The sequence below is a fragment of the Nocardioides sambongensis genome (genome assembly GCF_006494815.1).
Lineage (GTDB): Bacteria > Actinomycetota > Actinomycetes > Propionibacteriales > Nocardioidaceae > Nocardioides > Nocardioides sambongensis.
Window position 1 is genome coordinate 3,908,464 of record NZ_CP041091.1, and the last position, 17,456, is coordinate 3,925,919.

General features: G+C 72.8%; 17 protein-coding genes and 1 pseudogene. 15 read left to right on the forward strand and 3 right to left on the reverse strand.

From position 1 onward, the window contains the following. Positions 1 to 3: 3 nt before the first annotated feature. The 5 genes from folP (at position 4) to FIV43_RS18195 (ending at position 3,000) form a co-directional block, all read left to right on the forward strand. On the forward strand, positions 4 to 828 hold the full coding sequence (folP, locus tag FIV43_RS18175) for a dihydropteroate synthase (RefSeq protein ID WP_141016054.1): 825 nt from the start codon (positions 4 to 6) through the stop codon (positions 826 to 828). Then, positions 821 to 1,216 carry a dihydroneopterin aldolase gene (gene folB, locus FIV43_RS18180; RefSeq protein WP_231123510.1) on the forward strand — a complete coding sequence of 132 codons (396 nt, stop codon included), beginning with the start codon at positions 821 to 823 and terminating at the stop codon, positions 1,214 to 1,216. The genes folP and folB overlap by 8 nt, the downstream gene beginning before the upstream one ends. Beyond that, positions 1,213 to 1,782: a 2-amino-4-hydroxy-6-hydroxymethyldihydropteridine diphosphokinase gene (gene folK, locus FIV43_RS18185; RefSeq protein ID WP_141015266.1), complete on the forward strand. Its 570-nt coding sequence runs from the start codon at positions 1,213 to 1,215 to the stop codon at positions 1,780 to 1,782. Before folB ends, folK begins: the two co-directional genes overlap by 4 nt. Further along, entirely contained in the window at positions 1,779 to 2,282 is a 504-nt protein-coding gene (locus tag FIV43_RS18190; protein WP_141015267.1) for a DUF3180 domain-containing protein, read from the forward strand. The genes folK and FIV43_RS18190 overlap by 4 nt, the downstream gene beginning before the upstream one ends. Before the next feature lie 136 nt (positions 2,283 to 2,418). Then, positions 2,419 to 3,000, forward strand: a complete 582-nt coding sequence (locus FIV43_RS18195; protein WP_141015268.1) for a hypothetical protein — start codon at positions 2,419 to 2,421, stop codon at positions 2,998 to 3,000. 59 nt (positions 3,001 to 3,059) lie between these two features. Here FIV43_RS18195 and FIV43_RS18200 read toward each other — a convergent pair whose 3' ends face one another. Beyond that, on the reverse strand, positions 3,060 to 4,139 hold the full coding sequence (locus FIV43_RS18200) for a glycosyltransferase family 2 protein (protein WP_231123511.1): 1,080 nt from the start codon (positions 4,137 to 4,139) through the stop codon (positions 3,060 to 3,062). 253 nt (positions 4,140 to 4,392) lie between these two features. Between FIV43_RS18200 and FIV43_RS18205 the strand changes: the two genes are divergently transcribed. The 9 genes from FIV43_RS18205 to FIV43_RS18245 all read left to right on the forward strand — a co-directional run bounded on the left by FIV43_RS18205 (position 4,393) and on the right by FIV43_RS18245 (position 14,383). Further along, entirely contained in the window at positions 4,393 to 5,346 is a 954-nt protein-coding gene (locus FIV43_RS18205) for a Rossmann-like and DUF2520 domain-containing protein (RefSeq protein ID WP_141015270.1), read from the forward strand. Beyond that, entirely contained in the window at positions 5,343 to 6,308 is a 966-nt protein-coding gene (gene panC / locus FIV43_RS18210) for a pantoate--beta-alanine ligase (RefSeq protein WP_141015271.1), read from the forward strand. The genes FIV43_RS18205 and panC overlap by 4 nt, the downstream gene beginning before the upstream one ends. Beyond that, complete coding sequence (gene panD / locus FIV43_RS18215) at positions 6,308 to 6,727, forward strand: aspartate 1-decarboxylase (RefSeq protein WP_141015272.1); 420 nt, start codon at positions 6,308 to 6,310, stop codon at positions 6,725 to 6,727. The genes panC and panD overlap by 1 nt, the downstream gene beginning before the upstream one ends. 29 nt (positions 6,728 to 6,756) lie before the next feature. Continuing rightward, a complete protein-coding gene (locus FIV43_RS18220; RefSeq protein WP_141015273.1) occupies positions 6,757 to 8,454 on the forward strand; it encodes an L-aspartate oxidase in 1,698 nt (565 codons plus the stop codon). Further along, entirely contained in the window at positions 8,451 to 9,365 is a 915-nt protein-coding gene (gene nadC / locus FIV43_RS18225; RefSeq protein WP_141015274.1) for a carboxylating nicotinate-nucleotide diphosphorylase, read from the forward strand. The genes FIV43_RS18220 and nadC overlap by 4 nt, the downstream gene beginning before the upstream one ends. A 3-nt stretch (positions 9,366 to 9,368) precedes the next feature. Next, positions 9,369 to 10,145: a type III pantothenate kinase gene (locus FIV43_RS18230; RefSeq protein WP_141015275.1), complete on the forward strand. Its 777-nt coding sequence runs from the start codon at positions 9,369 to 9,371 to the stop codon at positions 10,143 to 10,145. A 210-nt stretch (positions 10,146 to 10,355) separates the two neighbouring features. Continuing rightward, positions 10,356 to 10,682, forward strand: coding sequence for a histone-like nucleoid-structuring protein Lsr2 (locus FIV43_RS18235; protein ID WP_141015276.1), 327 nt, complete (start codon positions 10,356 to 10,358; stop codon positions 10,680 to 10,682). A gap of 215 nt (positions 10,683 to 10,897) precedes the next feature. Continuing rightward, the gene (locus FIV43_RS18240) at positions 10,898 to 13,444 is read left to right on the forward strand and encodes an ATP-dependent Clp protease ATP-binding subunit (RefSeq protein WP_141015277.1); all 2,547 of its coding nucleotides are present in this window, start codon (positions 10,898 to 10,900) and stop codon (positions 13,442 to 13,444) included. A gap of 222 nt (positions 13,445 to 13,666) precedes the next feature. Then, positions 13,667 to 14,383 carry a histidine phosphatase family protein gene (locus FIV43_RS18245; protein ID WP_141015278.1) on the forward strand — a complete coding sequence of 239 codons (717 nt, stop codon included), beginning with the start codon at positions 13,667 to 13,669 and terminating at the stop codon, positions 14,381 to 14,383. A gap of 29 nt (positions 14,384 to 14,412) precedes the next feature. On the opposite strand, the gene FIV43_RS18250 is transcribed toward FIV43_RS18245, so the two are convergent. Continuing rightward, positions 14,413 to 15,279, reverse strand: a complete 867-nt coding sequence (locus FIV43_RS18250; protein ID WP_141015279.1) for an HhH-GPD family protein — start codon at positions 15,277 to 15,279, stop codon at positions 14,413 to 14,415. 337 nt (positions 15,280 to 15,616) lie between these two features. Here FIV43_RS18250 and FIV43_RS18255 point away from each other — a divergent pair, with 337 nt between their 5' ends. Then, a complete protein-coding gene (locus FIV43_RS18255) occupies positions 15,617 to 16,267 on the forward strand; it encodes a hypothetical protein (RefSeq protein WP_141015280.1) in 651 nt (216 codons plus the stop codon). Between the two features lie 48 nt (positions 16,268 to 16,315). Here the strand turns inward: FIV43_RS18255 and disA are convergent. Continuing rightward, positions 16,316 to 17,394 (reverse strand): annotated as a pseudogene (gene disA / locus FIV43_RS18260) (DNA integrity scanning diadenylate cyclase DisA). Positions 17,395 to 17,456: the final 62 nt, after the last annotated feature.

The following is a 17,456-nucleotide window of genomic DNA, read 5'->3' on the forward strand; positions in this document are numbered from 1 at the left end:
GTGATGGGCGTCGTCAACGTCACCCCCGACTCCTTCTCCGACGGCGGCCGGTACGACGACCCCGACCGCGCGATCGCGCACGGACTGCGGCTGCTGGCCGATGGCGCCGACATCCTCGACGTGGGCGGAGAGTCGACCCGGCCGGGAGCGACGCGCCCGCTGGTCGGCGAGGAGCTGGACCGCGTGGTCCCGGTGATCACCGCCCTCGCCGGTGCCGGCGCCACCGTCTCGGTCGACACGATGCGCGCGGAGGTGGCCGAGGCGGCGCTGGCCGCGGGGGCGCGGATCGTCAACGACGTCTCCGGCGGCCTGGCCGACCCGGCCATCCTGCCGGTGGTCGCGGCCAGCGGGGCGACGTACGTGGCGATGCACTGGCGCGCCCACGGCTCGCAGATGCAGCGCTTCACCGACTACGCCGCGCAGGGCGGCGTGGTGGCCGGTGTGCGCACCGAGCTCGCCGCCCGGGTGGAGGCGATCCTGGAGGCCGGCGTCGCCCGGGAGCAGATCGTGCTGGACCCCGGACTGGGGTTCGCCAAGGCGCCCGACGACAACTGGCCGCTGCTGGCCTCGCTGGGCGAGCTGGCCGGCCTCGGCTTCCCGCTGCTGGTCGGCGCCAGCCGGAAGACCTTCCTCGGCCGGCTGCTGGCCGACGAGGACGGCACGCCGCGGGAGGTGGCGGCCCGGGAGGCGGCCGGGGTGGCGCTGACCACCCTGCTGGCCGCCGGGCACGGCGGTGCGCCGGTGTGGTGCGTGCGGGTGCACGACGTACGAGCCCATGCCGATGCACTGCGTGTCGTGGCCAGATGGCAGGCTGTCGCCCGTGACTGACGAGCTGTCCGTCCTGGGCATCGAGTGCTGGGGCCACCATGGTGTCTTCGAGCACGAGAAGCGCGACGGCCAGCGCTTCGTGGTCGACCTGACCCTCGGCGTGGACACCGCGCCGGCCGCGGCGTCGGACGACTTGCGCAACACCGTTGACTACGGGAGCCTCGTCGACGAGGTGGCGCGATCGGTGGCCGGTGATCCGGTCGACCTGATCGAGGCGCTGGCACAGCGGGTCGCCGAGGTCTGCCTCTTGGACACTCGTGTTGAATGGGCGCGGGTGACCATCCACAAGCCGAACGCGCCGATCGAGATCCCGTTCGGCGACGTGCAACTGACCATCACCCGCACACGAGCCGACGCGGCAGACGGAAAGGGAGAGGGCCACCGATGACCGAGGTCCCGAATCCGAACATCATCGACGCGGACACCCTCACCGGTGAGATGCGCCCGATCCGGCGGATGGTGATCGCCCTCGGATCCAACCTGGGCGAGCGCTTCGGGAACCTGCAGGGCGCGGTCTCCTCGCTCGCGGACACCCCGGACGTGTGGGTCACCGGCGTCTCCCCGGTCTACGAGAGCGAGCCGGTCGGGTGCCCCGAGGGCGCCGGCCCCTTCCTCAACGCCGTCGTGCTCGCCGACACCACCCTCTCGGCCAGCCGGCTGATGGACCGCGCGCTCGCGATCGAGGACGCGTTCGACCGGATGCGCTCCGACGAGCGCAACGCGCCGCGGACCCTCGACGTCGACCTGATCGTGGTCGGCGACCGCCGCAGCGAGAAGCCCTCGCTGCAGCTGCCCCACCCGCGCGCCCACGAGCGCGCCTTCGTGCTGCAGCCCTGGCTCGACCTCGAGCCCGACGCCCAGTTCCTCGACCGGGGGCCGGTCGCCGAGCTGCTCAGCGCCGTCGGCACCGACGGCCTCAAGCTCCGCGACGACCTGGTGCTCGAGTTCGAGTGAGCCGGCCGGGCCGGCAGGACGATCCGGCTCCCCACCCCGGCGCCCTGCGTCCGACCCCGCCGACGGCACTGGTCGGGTGGGGCGTCGTCGGGCTGGTCCTGGGCCTGGCCCTGCGACCGGTCTGCGAACGCCTCGGGGTCACCCCGCCGCTGATCTCCTGGGCGCAGCCGCTGGCGCTGGTGCTGCTGGCCGCGATCCTGGGCTACACGGCCTGGGCGACCCACCGCGCGCTGCAGGTCCGTCACGAGCGGCTGCTGGCGCACCAGGCGGTCAACAGGCTGGTGCTCGCCCGCGCCTGCGCGATGGTGGCGGCGCTGGTCGCCGGCGGCTACCTGGGCTACGGGCTGAGCTGGGTGGGCAACCCCGCCGAGCTCGCCGACGATCGGCAGCTGCGTTGCTGGATCGCGGGTGTCGCCGGGCTCCTCGCCGCGGCCGCCGCGGTGGCCCTCGAACGTGCCTGCCGAGTGCGGGACGACGACGAGGACGGCGACCCGGCGTAACGCCGCCGGCCGTCCCTTACCACGTGCTGTGGTGGCACCGTCGGGCGGGTCACACCCGTCACATCCGTCTCATCCGGCACGCGTCCGCGCGGCGCGCCTGCGGCCGGTGCGGGCAGCCGCGGCCTACGGTTCAGGCATGACTTCCCCCGTCGGTTCCCGTCGTCGTCAGCGGTCCACGCGCGTCGTGGTCGCCGCGGTTCTCCTCCTCCTCGCCACCGCTGCCGTGGTGGGCACGGTGGTCGCCGGCTCGTGGCTGGCGCTGGTCGTCGCCGCTGCCGCCTCCGTCGCGCTGGGCGCCGCCGCCACCAAGATCACCCACACCGAGCTCCTCGACACGCGTCGTGACGCCGCCCGGGACCGGGCCGAGCAGGCCCAGGCCTATCGCCGGCTCGCCGACGAGCGGTCCGAGGAGAACATCGAGTTCGTGGCCGAGATGCAGACCCGGATGGCCCAGCGCGAGGCGGCCGTCGAGCGTCTGGAGCGTCGCCTTGCCGATGCCGCCGCGGAGCTCGCCGACGCCCGTCGGGACCTCACCGACGCGACGCAGCGGGCCGAGGTCGCCGAGCGTGAGCGCACCCGTCTGGCCGAGCAGTTCGCCGACGCCGAGGACCGCGCCACGCAGGCCGTGGTCCGGGTCGCCGAGCTCGAGGCCGAGCTGGACGGGCTCCAGGCCGAGCTGGCCGCCTGGAAGTCGCACCAGGCCACCCGCACCGCCTGATACCCGGATCGGCCGACGCCGACGCCGACACCGACACCGGCACCGCGCGCGATCCCCGCTCAGCGTTCGTGGGGTCGCACCGCCAGCGCCTCCGCCGCCACCGTGGTGACGTCGAGCACCTCGGCCGGGACCGACAGTCGCGGCCGCCCGCTGTCGGGGTCCGTCTCCCGCGGCGGCCGGGCCGGCAGCGCGGCGAGCCAGGTGACCACGGCCGTGGCGTCGTCGCGACGGTCCTGCTCCACCAGCCAGCCGACCAGCCGTTGGGCCGGCGGCAGGCCGCTGCCGGTCAGTGACCGTCCGGCCCAGAACTCGGTGACGCCGTCCTGCAGCAGTCGCCACCAGGCGTCGTCGCACCCGGGGATGGCGTCGAAGTAGCGCCACAGGTCGCCGGCCAGGACCCGGTCCACGAAGATCTCCTCGACGGCGGGCGACCCGTGGTCGCGGACGGTGCGCAAGGACATCCGCTTGGTCTCCCACCGGTCCCGCAGGTCCGCGACCGTTCCGCGCTGCTGGGTGATCGAGGTGCCGTCGGAGCGGATCCGCCAGTGGTAGACGACGTCGGCGAGCACGTCGAACCGGCCGGCCACGAAGGACCTGGTCAGGGTGGGCTGGTCCTCGTACCTGATGCGCTCGGGCCAGGAGAGCGCCGCGGCGTCCCAGAACGACCGCCGCCAGACCTTGTTCCAGGCGAAGACGTCCCCGAGCAGCTCGGGTCGCTCCTCGATCCGCAGCCCCTGAGCCGGGCGGTGCAGCCGCCGCATCCAGCCGGGCTCGGTGAGCCGGCCGTCCTCCCAGCGGGCCATCGAGCCCACCGCGAAGTCCGAGCCGGTGCGGTCCAGCGACGCCACCAGCAGCTGGTACGCCGTCGGCGGCAGTACGTCGTCGGCGTCGAGGAACGCCAGGTACTGCCCGCGGACCAGTCCGCTGCCGTGGTTGCGGGCCGCGCCGAGCCCCTGGTTGGGGGTGCGGACCACACGGATCCGCCGGTCCCGTGCCGCCCAGTCCGCGGCGATCCGCCCGGAGCGGTCCACCGATCCGTCGTCGACGACGACCGCCTCCCAGCGGGTGAGTGTCTGTGCGACCAGCGAGGCGAGGCACTCGTCGAGCCACTCCTCCACGCCGTACGCGGGAACCACCACGGAGAGGGTCGGCGGACGGCGGAGCAGGCGCACAGGCAGTAGCGTCCCACGTCCGCCGCGGGTCGCCGGAACGGCCGGGCGTGGCCGGGCGGGAGTCAGGGCCCCCGCCCGGGGCGTGGCATCAGTCACACCGGTGAGTGATTCCCTGAGCGGTTACCACAGGCGTACGCTCGTGACGACCTGAACGAGCGATCGACTGGTACCCACACCGGCCTCCGGGTGGACGGTGGGACTGGAACGAGAGGTTCGCAGCATGAACGACCCCCTTCGGGTGGGTGTCGTCGGCGCGGGACGCGTCGGCGCCGTCCTGGCCGCACGCCTGGACGCCCACGACGACTTCACCGTCACCGCGGTGGCCGGCGCCTCCGAGGCGACCCTGGCCCGTGTCGCCGAGCTGCTGCCCGGCGTCGCCGTCGACAAGCCGAGCGCGGTCGCCCGGACCAGCGACGTCCTCCTCCTCACCGTCCCCGACGACATGCTGGCCAACGTGGTCCGGGTGCTCGCCGACAGCGGCGCCATCACCGAGGGCCAGTACGTCGTGCACACCTCCGGGCGTCACGGGCTGTCGGTGCTCGACCCGGCCGCCGACGTCGGCGCCCGGGTGATCGCGCTGCACCCCGCGATGACCTTCAGCGGCACCGCGGTGGACCTCGACCGGCTCGCCGGCTGCATCTTCGGCGTGACCGCCACCCGCTCCGAGCGGCGGATGGCCGAACGGCTGGTCGCCGCCCTCGGCGGCCGGGTGATGCCGGTCCCGGAGGAGATGCGCACGCTCTACCACGCCGGCCTCGCGCACGGCGCCAACCACCTGGTCACCCTGGTCGCCGAGGCGATGGAGATCCTCCGTGCCGCCGGTGCCGACGACCCCGCGGGCACGCTGCGGCCGCTGCTCACCGCGGCGCTGGACAACGCGCTCGAACATGGTGACGCCGCGCTGACCGGCCCGATCGTGCGCGGCGACGCCGGCACGGTCGCCGCGCACCTGGCCGACCTCACCGCGAACGCGCCGCACACGCTGCCCTCCTACGTCGCGATGGCGCGGGCCACCCTGGACCGGGCCGCCGCCGACGGACGGCTGCTGCCGCTGCGGGCGGTGAAGATCAGCGCGCTGCTCGACGAGGCGGTCGCCGAGGCCCCGCGCACCGGCGCCCGGCCCGGCGTGCCCACCGTGCGCACCCGTCGGCTGCGCCACGGCGGCGGCGCGTGACCTCGGTCCGGCTGGCCAGCACCCGCGCGGAGCTGGCCGAGCTGCTCGCGGGCGCCCGCGGCACCGGGACGGACGGCTCCGCGGCGCCGGTCGGCCTGGTGCCGACCATGGGCGCCCTGCACGACGGCCACGCCAGCCTGGTCCGGCTCGCCCGGGACCGGGTCGCCGGCGGCCCGGTGGTGGTCTCGGTCTTCGTCAACCCGCTGCAGTTCGGCGCCGGGGAGGACCTCGACCGCTACCCGCGCACGCTGGACGCCGACCTCGAGGTGTGTGCCGCGGCCGGCGCCGACGTGGTCTTCGCCCCCTCCGTCGAGGAGGTCTACCCGTCCTGGCCGGTGCCGCCGCAGGTCACCGTCGCACCGGGGCCGCTCGCCGAGCGGCTCGAGGGAAGCACCCGGCCGGGGCACTTCGGCGGGATGCTCACCGTGGTGGCCAAGCTCTTCGGGCTGGTCCGCCCGGACCTGGCCGTCTTCGGCGAGAAGGACTACCAGCAGCTGGTGCTGATCCGGCGGATGGTCGCCGACCTGTGCCTGGGGGTGGAGGTGGTCGGTGCCGAGACCCGCCGCGACCCCGACGGCCTGGCGATGTCCAGCCGCAACCGCTACCTCACCGCGGAGCAGCGGGAGGCGGCGCTGGCGTTGGGCCGCGCGCTGCGCGCGGCGCAGCAGCGGGCGTCGTACGGCGTGCCGGCCGCCCGCTGGGCGGCGATGGACGTGCTGCGGGCGGAGCCGGGCATCGAGCTGGACTACCTGGCGCTGACCACGACCGGACTCGACGAGCTGCCCGACTATCCCGAGCAGCCGACCGAGGGGCGGATCCTGGTCGCGGCGAAGGTCGGGACCACCCGGCTGATCGACAACCTGCCGCTCCACCTCGCCGACCACGCCACCCCACAGACCCCCGACCGCCCCCAGAGCCCGGCCGCGTCGGCGGCAGGCGCCACCCACGAGGGAGACAGCTGATGCTGCGCACGATGATGACGAGCAAGATCCACCGGGCCACCGTGACCCAGGCCGACCTGCACTACGTGGGCTCGGTGACGGTCGACGAGGACCTCCTCGACGCCGCCGACCTGCTGGCCGGCGAGCTGGTCCACATCGTCGACATCACCAACGGTGCGCGGCTGGAGACCTACACCATCGCCGGCGAGCGCGGCTCCGGCGTGATCGGCATCAACGGCGCGGCCGCGCACCTGGTGCACCCCGGCGACCTGGTGATCCTGATCGGCTACGGCCAGATGACCACCGAGGAGGCCCGCGCGCACCAGCCGCACGTGGTCTTCGTCGACGCCGACAACAAGATCCTGGGCGCCGGAGCGGACCCGGCGGACACCTTCGACGACCCGTCGCTGCGGCGCGGCGACCTGGCCGGCGTTCGCTGACCGACGACGGATACCGGACACTGGGGCACGTGAGCGCCACCACCCGCCGACTCCCCGGTCGGCTGACCGCACCCGCACCCGGCTGGACGATCCGGGCCGACGTGGTCATCGTCGGCTCCGGCATCGCCGGGCTGACCGCCGCGCTGCGGCTGCGCGAGTCGGTGGACCAGGTGCTGGTGGTCACCAAGGACGTGCTCAACGCCGGTTCCACGCAGTGGGCGCAGGGCGGGATCGCCGCCGCGCTCGGCCCGGAGGACACGCCGGCCCAGCACGAGCGCGACACCCTGGTCGCCGGTGCGGGCGCCTGCGACCTCGATGCGGTGCGCGCCCTGGTCGGCGAGGGGCCTGACGCGGTCCACGAGCTGATCGCCCTCGGCACCCGGTTCGACCACGACGACGACGGCGCGCTCTCGCTCACCCGGGAGGGCGGGCACCACCGCGACCGGATCGCGCACGCGGGCGGGGACGCCACCGGTGCGGAGATCCAGCGGGCCCTGATCGCCGCCGTCCAGGCGGCGCCGGACATCGAGGTCATCGAGCACGCGCTCGCCGTGGACCTGCTGCTCGGTGACGGCCCGGACGGCCGGGACCGGGTCGCCGGGCTGACCCTGCACGTGATGGGCGAGGGGCAGCGCGACGGCGTCGGTGCGGTGCACGCCCGGGCGGTGGTGCTGGCCGCCGGCGGCCTGGGCCAGGTGTTCAGCCAGACCACCAACCCGGCGGTCTCCACCGGCGACGGGATGGCGCTGGCGCTGCGCGCCGGGGCGACCCTGCGGGATCTGGAGTTCGTCCAGTTCCACCCGACCGTGATGTACCTCGGGCCCGACTCCCGGGGACAGCAGCCGCTGATCTCCGAGGCCGTGCGCGGCGAGGGCGCCTACCTCGTCGACGGGCCGCCCGAGGAGGGCGGGGTCCGCTTCATGACCGGCGTCCACGAGCTCGCCGACCTGGCGCCGCGGGACGTGGTGGCCAAGGCGATCATGAAGCGGATGCTGGAGACCGGCCGGCCGCACATGTGGCTCGACGCGCGGCACCTCGGCGCCGAGTTCTGGGAGCGCCGCTTCCCGACCATCCTGGCCACCGCGCGGTCCCACGGGATCGACCCGGTCACCGAGCTGATCCCGGTCGCGCCGGCCAGCCACTACGCCTCGGGCGGGATCCGCACCGACCTGCACGGACGCACCGACCTCCCGGGCCTCTACGCGACCGGCGAGGTCGCCTGCTCCGGGGTGCACGGCGCCAACCGGCTGGCGTCCAACTCGCTGCTGGAGGGGCTGGTCTTCTCGCGGCGGATCGCCGCGGTGATCCCGGACGAGATCGGGCCGTGGGTCGCGCCGGCGCCGGATCGTCGTACCGCCGGGTTGGTCGACGGCGAGGTGCGCCGCGACCTGCAGGAGACGATGACCTCCCGGGTGGGCGTGCTGCGCAACGCTCCGGGGCTCTCCGAGGCCGACGTGCTGGTGGAGAAGCTGGCCGGCCGCACCACCGACGTGGTCGACCAGGCCTCGTGGGAGACCACCAACCTGCTCACCGTCTCCGCCGCCCTCGCCGACGCCGCCGCGCTGCGCGAGGAGACCCGCGGCTCGCACTGGCGCGAGGACTTCCCCGCCCGGGACGACGACCGCTGGGCGGGCCACTTCGACGTCACCATGACCGACGGTGTCACCACCGTCGCGTTCACCCCCTCGCCGGCCAGCGACGTCGCCCCCGAGGAGGGCTCCGCATGATCGCCCGCACCCCGTACGACGCCCTGCCGGCCCCGCTCGTCGAGGAGATCGCCGCCGCGGGGTTGGACCCGCGGGCGGTCTTCGACCACGTGGCCCTCGCCTTCGAGGAGGACCTGCCCGGCGGCGTCGACGACGTGACCAGTGCGGCGATGCCGGCGATGGGCCGTGCGGTCGGCGACTTCACCGCCCGGGAGACCGGTGTGGTGGCCGGACTGGCCGTCGCCGAGCTGGCCTTCGTCTACGCGCTCGGCGACGCGGTCACGGTCAGCGGCCGGGTCCCGGACGGCACCCGGGTCCGGCCCGGCGACGTCGTGCTCACCGTCTCCGGGCCGCTCCAGAGCGTGCTGACCGGGGAGCGGACGGCGCTGAACTTCGCCTCGCACCTCTCCGGTGTCGCGACCGCGACCGCGGCGTGGGTGGACGCCCTGGCCGGCACCGGGGCGCGGGTGCTGGACACCCGCAAGACGCTGCCCGGCTGGCGTGCGCTGCAGAAGTACGCGGTGCGCTGCGGCGGCGGGGTGAACCACCGGTTCAGCCTGGTCGACCGGGCGATGGTCAAGGACAACCACGCGGTCGCCGCCGGCGGCGTCGTCGAGGCGTACCGGGCGGTGGTCGCGGCCAACCCCGGCCTCCGGGTCGAGGTCGAGGTGATGGACCTCGACGAGCTGCGTGCCGTCCTCGACGCCGGCTGCACCGAGGTGCTCCTCGACAACATGTCCACCGCCGACATGGCTGAGGCGGTCGGCATCAACCGGGCCGCGGGCAGCCCGGCGACGCTGGAGGCCTCGGGCGGACTGACCGTGGAGCGGGCCCGCGAGGTGGGGGAGACCGGCGTCGACTTCATCTCCGTCGGCGCGCTGACCCACTCCGTGGACGTCTTCGACCTCGGCCTGGACTTCCGGGAGGACTAGACCGTGACGCTGCTCGCCGCGGACATCGGCAACGCGCACACCGTGCTCGGCCTGGTGGCCGGAGGCGAGGTGCTCGCGGACTGGCGCGTCTCGACGGCCGAACACCGCACCGCCGACGAGTGGGCGGTGCTGATCCGCGGACTGCTCGGCGAGGACGCCGCCTCGGTCACCGGCGTCGCGGTCTGCGCGACCGTGCCGTCGGTGCTCAACGAGTGGCGCGACATGCTCTCGTCGCACTTCGCCGAGGTGCCGCGGGTGATCGTGGAGCCCGGCATCCGCACCGGGGTGCCGCTCCAGGTCGACAACCCCCGCGAGGTGGGCAGCGACCGGATCGTCAACGCGGTGGCGGTCGCCGACGAGCACGACGGACCGGCGATCGTCGTCGACTTCGGCGGCACGGCCACCACCTACGACGTGGTCGACGCGGACGGGCGCTACGTGGGCGGCGCGATCACCCCCGGCATCGAGATCTCCCTCGACGCGCTCAGCCGGGCCGGCGCGCAGCTGCGGATGGTCGAGCTGGTGCGTCCGCGCAGCGTGGTCGGCAAGAACACCGTCGAGGCGCTCCAGTCCGGCATGGTCTTCGGCGTCGCGGCCCAGGTCGAGGGGATGGTGGATCGTCTGATCGAGGCCCTCGAGGTCGAGGTCGAGGACGTGGCGGTGGTCGCCACCGGACATCTCGCCACGCTGGTGGTCGCCGAGTGCGACTGTTTCACCCAGCATTCCCCGGGCCTGACCCTGCGGGGGCTGGAGAAGGTCTTCTGGCGCAATCAGCGCTGAGTCGACCCTCGACTTCCCTACCGTTCTCCGAATAGCCGATATCTGGATTCGTCCGCCTTTGCCGAGAACGGTGTTTCGGTATTTCTGGTCGTGCTGCTAATGTCGCGGCGTCCGATATCGAATATCGCCGCTGGTTGTGGTTACGGGTTCTGGGGACCGGTCGCCGATTCTTTCGAGCAATGCCATTCCCTTCGAGAGGGGCAATCCGCCATGGCACAGAAGGTCCACATCATTCTCGTCGACGATCTCGACGGCAGCGATGCGTCACAGACCGTCTCGTTCGGCCTCGACGGCGCGAACTACGAGATCGACCTCAACGACGAGCACGCCGACGCACTGCGTGAGGCGCTGGCGCCGTACCTGGGTCATGCCCGCAAGGTGAGCCGGGGCGGTGCCCGCAAGGCGAAGTCACCGGCCGCCGCCGGCGGCGCCTCGGCCAAGGAGATCCGTGACTGGGCCCGCTCCAACGGGTTCGAGGTGCCGGACCGCGGCCGCATCCCCACCGATGTGCGGGAGGCGTTCGACGCCGCGAACTGAGCGCACGGCCACGCCCACGGGGCCGGTCGTCGTCCTCACCGACGGCGACCGGCCCCGTGCGCTGCAGGTGCGACCGGTCGGCCGTCCTGTTCGCTGAGAGCGGACGTGATCGGGGCGATACGTGGAACGCGTAGGCTGTCCGCGGGGTTGTACTCCCCGTGAGGCCCCGGCACTCCGCGTGGAGGGGCCACCGGCGAAAGCATGAGGAGCGACATATGTTCGAGCGGTTCACCGACCGAGCCCGACGAGTGGTGGTGCTGGCCCAGGAAGAGGCCCGCATGCTGTCCCACAACTACATCGGCACCGAGCACATCCTGCTCGGCCTGATCCACGAGGGCGAGGGTGTCGCGGCCAAGGCGCTGGAGTCCCTCGACATCTCCCTCGAGGCGGTCCGCGCCCAGGTCGAGGAGATCATCGGCCAGGGCCAGCAGGCCCCCTCGGGCCACATCCCGTTCACCCCGCGGGCCAAGAAGGTGCTCGAGCTGTCCCTGCGCGAGGCGCTGCAGCTCGGCCACTCCTACATCGGCACCGAGCACATCCTGCTCGGCCTCATCCGTGAGGGTGAGGGCGTCGCGGCCCAGGTGCTGCAGAAGCTCGGCGCCGACCTCAACCGGGTCCGGCAGCAGGTGATCCAGCTGCTCTCCGGGTTCCAGGGCAAGGAGTCGGCGGCCTCCGCAGCGGCCGCGACCGGCGGCGGCGAGGCCCCCGCCTCGTCCCTGGTGCTCGACCAGTTCGGCCGCAACCTCACCCAGGACGCACGTGAGGGCAAGCTGGACCCGATCATCGGTCGCGCCCAGCAGATCGAGCGCGTGATGCAGGTGCTGAGCCGGCGTACCAAGAACAACCCGGTGCTGATCGGCGAGCCCGGCGTCGGCAAGACCTCGATCGTCGAGGGTCTGGCCCAGGACATCGTCAAGGGCAACGTCCCCGAGACGCTGAAGGACAAGCAGATCTACACCCTCGACCTGGGTGCGCTGGTCGCCGGCTCGCGCTACCGCGGCGACTTCGAGGAGCGCCTGAAGAAGGTGCTCAAGGAGATCAAGACCCGCGGCGACATCGTGCTGTTCATCGACGAGATCCACACCCTCGTCGGTGCCGGTGCGGCGGAGGGCGCGATCGACGCCGCCAGCATCCTCAAGCCGATGCTGGCCCGCGGCGAGCTGCAGACCATCGGCGCCACGACGCTGGACGAGTACCGCAAGCACCTGGAGAAGGACGCCGCGCTCGAGCGCCGGTTCCAGCCGATCCAGGTGCCCGAGCCGTCCATCGCGGACACCATCGAGATGCTCAAGGGCATCCGGGACCGCTACGAGGCCCACCACCGCGTCACCATCACCGACGAGGCGCTGGTCTCCGCCGCCACCCTGGCCGACCGCTACATCTCCGACCGGTTCCTCCCCGACAAGGCGATCGACCTGATCGACGAGGCCGGCTCCCGCCTGCGGATCCGTCGGATGACGGCCCCCGCCGACCTCCGCGAGTACGACGAGCAGATCGGCGAGGTGCGGCAGCGCAAGGAGGCCGCGATCGACGGCCAGGACTTCGAGGCCGCCGCGCGCCTGCGTGACGAGGAGAAGCAGCTCATCCTGAAGAAGTCCGAGCGCGAGAAGCAGTGGCGCTCGGGCGACATGGACGAGGTCGCCGAGGTCGACGAGGAGCTGATCGCCGAGGTGCTGGCGGTCGCCACCGGCATCCCGATCGTGAAGCTGTCGGAGGAGGAGTCCACCCGTCTGCTCAAGATGGAGGACGAGCTCCACAAGCGGGTCATCGGTCAGGACGAGGCGGTCAAGGCGCTGTCCCGGGCGATCCGCCGTACCCGTGCCGGCCTGAAGGACCCGAAGCGTCCCGGCGGTTCGTTCATCTTCGCCGGTCCGTCCGGTGTCGGTAAGACGTGGCTGTCCAAGACGCTCGCGGAGTTCCTCTTCGGCGACGAGGACGCGCTCATCCAGCTCGACATGTCCGAGTTCGGTGAGAAGCACACCGTTTCCCGACTGTTCGGATCCCCGCCGGGATATGTCGGTTATGAAGAGGGTGGCCAGCTCACCGAGAAGGTGCGCCGCAAGCCGTTCTCGGTGGTGCTGTTCGACGAGGTCGAGAAGGCCCACCCGGACATCTTCAACAGCCTGTTGCAGATCCTGGAGGAAGGTCGCCTGACCGATTCCCAGGGCCGGGTCGTGGACTTCAAGAACTGCGTCATCATCATGACCACCAACCTCGGCACCCGCGATATCGCCAAGGGCATCCACCTCGGGTTCAACCAGGGCGGCGACGCCGCGGGTTCCTACGAGCGGATGAAGAGCAAGGTGTCGGAGGAGCTCAAGCAGCACTTCCGCCCCGAGTTCCTCAACCGCGTCGACGAGATCATCGTGTTCCCGCCGCTGAGCCAGGAGCAGATCATCGCGATGGTCGACAACATGATCGCCGCGGTCGAGGTCCGGCTGCGCGACCGCGACATGAAGCTCGAGCTGACCCAGCCGGCGAAGAACCTGCTCGCCCAGCGTGGTTTCGACCCGGTGCTGGGCGCCCGGCCGCTGCGTCGTACGGTGCAGCGCGAGATCGAGGACGTCCTCGCCGAGAAGATGCTGTACGGCGAGGTCGGCCCCGGGCAGATCGTCCTCGTGGGCGTCGACGGCAGCGGGCCCGCGGCGAGCTTCACGTTCGAGGGCCAGAAGATCACCGAGCTGCCGGACATGCCGCCGCTGGAGACCGTCGCCGACGGTGGCAGCGAGAGCACCGGCGAGGGGACCTCCGACCCGGAGTGAACCGACCCGCGGTGATCCCGCCGCAGTGATCGAAACGGCGCAGTCGTGTGCCTGAGACGTCGACCCGGTCCCTCGGGGCCGGGTCGACGCGTTTTTCCTGACCGGTCGGCACGGCGCGGGGCGGAGACGACGGGTCCCGTCCACCGGGATGGGTCGACGGTGGCGGGGGTCACGGCTCCACGCTCGGCGGAGTCAGCCCGTCCCGACCTTCGGAGGACCAACGTGAAACGCCGTGCCCGTCTTCTCTCCGCCGCTGTCGCCGCCGTGGCGGTCGTCGCGATCGCCCCCTTGACCGACGGTGGTGAAGCTGCCGCCAAGCCCCGGCCCGACCACGGCCGGGGCTACGACGTCCTCTTCGTGCGCCACGCGCACACCAATTACCCGCAGCCCGAGCAGGAGCTCTCCGCGCGGGGCATCGCCGAAGCCGACGCGCTCACCGAACGACTCGCCGACGTGCCGCTCGACGCGGTCTACACCTCGATGATGGTGCGCTCGTTCCAGACCGGCGACGGTGTCGCGGCCGACCACGACCTCCCCGTCACGGCCGACGAGGACCTCAGCGAGGTCGCCCTCGACGTCTCGGACGTTCCGCCCGCCCAGCAGGCGGAGCGCTACCTGGGGATCATCTCGGCCTGGGTGCACGGCGAGGACCGGGACCAGGCCTACGGCGAGAGCTATCAGCAGGTCGAGCACCGGTGGAACGACTGGTGGCGCGGCTTCGTCCGCGAGCACCGTGGCGACGACGGCACCGCGATGGTGGTCGCTCACGGGGGCATCTACTCCCTGATGCTGCCGGAGACCTGCGCCAACACCGTCGACCCGGACTTCGTGATGGCCAACCAGCTCGACAACACCGGGATGGTGCGCGCGCGGCTGCAGCCCAACGGTCGGCTCACCTGCACGGAGTGGAACGGGGTCCCGATCCCGGGCGCACCCTGAGCTGAACGCTGAGTCGGCGACCGCCTGCGTCAGGGGAGTGCGTAGCGGTCGCCCTCAGCGACCACCAGCCCGTCAGCCAGCAGCGAGTCCAGCGCCCGGGCGCGCTGCACCGGCTCGTCCCACGCCGCGTCCAGCTGGGCGCGACCGACCGAGCCGGGTGCGTCCCGCAGCACCGCCAGCAGCCGCCCGCGGCACTGGCGGTCGGTGCCGGCATAGTCCTGCACCGGCCGCGGTGGCCCCTGGTACGGCGGCTTCCCGGCCGCCCGCCACGCGCAGTGCTCCCGCACGGGGCAGTCCTCGCAGCGTGGGCGGTCCGCGGTGCACACCAGCGCACCGAGCTCCATCACGGCCACCGACCAGGTCGCGGCCGTGGGTGGGTCGAGGGGCAGCAGATCGGTGGCGAGGACACGCTCGGCCTTGGTCACCGACCGGGCCGGGAACTCCACGCCGGAGACCAGCCGGGCGAGGACCCGCCGGACGTTCGTGTCCAGCACCACGTGGCGGCGGCCGTGGGCGAAGGTCGCGATCGCCGCCGCAGTGTAGTCGCCGACCCCGGGCAGGGTGCGCAGCGTCGGGTAGTCGTCGGGCACCGCGTCCCCGTGCTCGTCGCGGATCGTGGTCGCCGCGGCGTGCAGCCGCAGGGCGCGCCGTGGGTAGCCGAGGCGGCCCCAGGCGCGCACCGCCTCGCCGGCCGGCTCGTCGGCCAGTGCGGCCGGGGTCGGCCAGCGCTCCAACCAGGCAGCGTGCACCGGCAGCACCCGGCGGACCGGGGTCTGCTGCAGCATGAACTCCGAGACCATCACCGACCACGCCGACGCCGCGGGGCGGCGCCACGGCAGGTCGCGGGCGTTCTCGTCGTACCAGCGCAGGATCGGGTGGACCAGGGGCGAGCTCATCGCGGTCATTGTCACCGGTGGTGGCAACCATCACCTGAGGGGGTCCGCGGCGAGGGACCACCGATCCGGCCGGCCAGGTGGCTAGCGTTCGCTGCATGTCCTCGCGCCGCCCGCTGACCCGGGGCCCGCTCCCGCCTGAGGTCTACTGGCGGCGACGGTTCTTCGTGGTCGCGCTCGCCCTCACCCTGATCTTCGTGATCGGCAGTGCCCTCAGCGGAGGCAACGACGCCCGCGACGAGGAGCCGGCGGCGCAGCAGGCGGCAGCCCCCAGCCCACCAGCACGGTCACCGTCGGGCAGCAGAAGGGGCGCAAGCGCAAGCAGCGCACCACCGGGCCGGTGCAGGGCCCGCAGGCTCCCTCCACCGAGCTGGTGGAGCCCGAGGGCCGCTGTGCGAGCTCGGACGTGGTGGTGACCCCGCTCGTCGAGGAGGCCGTCGGGGGCCAGGACGTCACCATCGGTCTGCAGCTGCAGACCCGCGAGGCGGCGGCCTGCACCTGGAAGGTCAGCCGCAACAGCGTGGCCGTCAAGATCCTCGACGGCAGCACCGAGGTCTGGACCAGCCGGCAGTGCCCGGGTGCACTGCCCGAGGAGTCCGTCGTGGTGCGCTGGGCGGTCGCGACCGTGGTCGAGATGACCTGGGCGGACGCGCGGGAGTCCGACCGTGAGTGCTCGGGCCAGGCCGGTTGGGCGATGCCCGGCGACTACACCGTCATCGCCGCGGCACTGGGCGGGGAGCCGAGCGAGACGACCTTCGACCTGATCGCTCCGGCCGAGGCGACCGCTGACGCGACCGGTGACGCGAGCGGTGGGGCGAGCGAGCCCGCTGCGCCGGGCACGAAGCGCACGCGGGAGTCCGGTCCGGAGCCGACGGACGACTCCAGCGACGACTCCAGCGGGTCGGCCGACCCGGCGCCCGACCGATCCCCGAGGACGAGGTCGACGCAGCAGCGCCCGGGGGACGACGGGGAGACCGAGCCCCGCCGCTGACCGAGCGCGCCCCGACTGCCCGGCGGACCGAACGGCGGCGAGCGAACCTCAGACGTAGCGCTCGAGGATGGTCGACTCCGCGAGCCGGCTGAGGCCCTCGCGGACGCTGCGGGCACGCAGCTCGCCGACGCCCTCCACGGCCTGCAGGTCGTCGATGCCGGCGGAGAGCAGCTTCTGCAGGGTGCCGAAGTGGTCGACCAGACCCTCCACCACGCTGGGGGCAGGCGCGGCACCTTGGTGAGCAGGCGATATCCCCGGGGGGCGACGGCACCGTCGAGGTGCTCTCCGCTGCCGATGCCCAGCACCCGGGCCACCGAGGCCGGGTCGACGAGTTCGGTCGCCGACAGCTGCTCCAGGGTGGCCAGCTGGTTGGAGGGGTCGCGGCTGCGCTTGCGTGAGGGCACGTAGTCGCGGATCACCAGCTCGCGCTCGGTGTCGACCCCGGTGACCAGCTCCTCCAGCTGCAGCGAGAGGAGGCGACCGTCGGTGCCGAGCTCGAGCACGTAGTCCTCGATCTCGCGCGCGATCCGGGTCACCATCTCCAGGCGCTGGGCCACCACGGCGACGTCGCGCACCGTGACCAGGTCCTCGATCTCCAGGGCGGAGAGGGTGCTGGAGACCTCGTCGAGCCGGAGCTTGTAGCGCTCCAGGGTGGCCAGGGCCTGGTTGGCGCGGGAGAGGATCTGACCGGAGTCCTCCAGCACGTGGCGGGTCGCCCCGACGTAGGCGGCGATGATCTGCATCGACTGGGAGACCGAGATGACCGGGAACCCGGTCTGCTTGGCCACCCGGTCCGCGGTGCGGTGGCGGGTGCCGGTCTCCTCGGTCACGATCGACTGGTCCGGCATCAGGTGCACCGCAGCGCGGATGATCCGGGTCCGTTCGGGGTCCACGATCACGGCGCCGTCCATCTTGGCCAGCTCGCGCAGCCCGGTGGCGGTGAACGGCACGTCCAGCTCGAACCCACCGGTGGAGATCTGTTCGACGACGCCGTCGTGACCGAGCACGATCAGGGCGCCGGTGCGGCCGCGCAGGATGCGCTCGAGCCCGTCGCGCAACGGGGTGCCGGGCGCGATGAACGCCAAGGTCTCGCGTAGGTGGAGGTCCCCGCTGCGCTCGCTGGCCACGCTGTCTCCCTAACCCCAAGAATGTGCTGCGCTCACACTAGAGGATCAGACCCGAGCGCTGC

Excerpts from the sequence above, each read along its gene's own strand:
- folP (WP_141016054.1), top strand. The coding sequence starts at position 4 with ATGGGCGTCGTCAACGTCACCCCCGACTCCTTCTCCGACGGCGGCCGG.
- folK (WP_141015266.1), top strand. The coding sequence starts at position 1,213 with ATGACCGAGGTCCCGAATCCGAACATCATCGACGCGGACACCCTCACC.
- FIV43_RS18195 (WP_141015268.1), top strand. The coding sequence starts at position 2,419 with ATGACTTCCCCCGTCGGTTCCCGTCGTCGTCAGCGGTCCACGCGCGTC.
- FIV43_RS18205 (WP_141015270.1), top strand. The coding sequence starts at position 4,393 with ATGAACGACCCCCTTCGGGTGGGTGTCGTCGGCGCGGGACGCGTCGGC.
- panD (WP_141015272.1), top strand. The coding sequence starts at position 6,308 with ATGCTGCGCACGATGATGACGAGCAAGATCCACCGGGCCACCGTGACC.
- nadC (WP_141015274.1), top strand. The coding sequence starts at position 8,451 with ATGATCGCCCGCACCCCGTACGACGCCCTGCCGGCCCCGCTCGTCGAG.
- FIV43_RS18235 (WP_141015276.1), top strand. The coding sequence starts at position 10,356 with ATGGCACAGAAGGTCCACATCATTCTCGTCGACGATCTCGACGGCAGC.
- FIV43_RS18240 (WP_141015277.1), top strand. The coding sequence starts at position 10,898 with ATGTTCGAGCGGTTCACCGACCGAGCCCGACGAGTGGTGGTGCTGGCC.
- FIV43_RS18250 (WP_141015279.1), bottom strand. The coding sequence starts at position 15,279 with ATGAGCTCGCCCCTGGTCCACCCGATCCTGCGCTGGTACGACGAGAAC.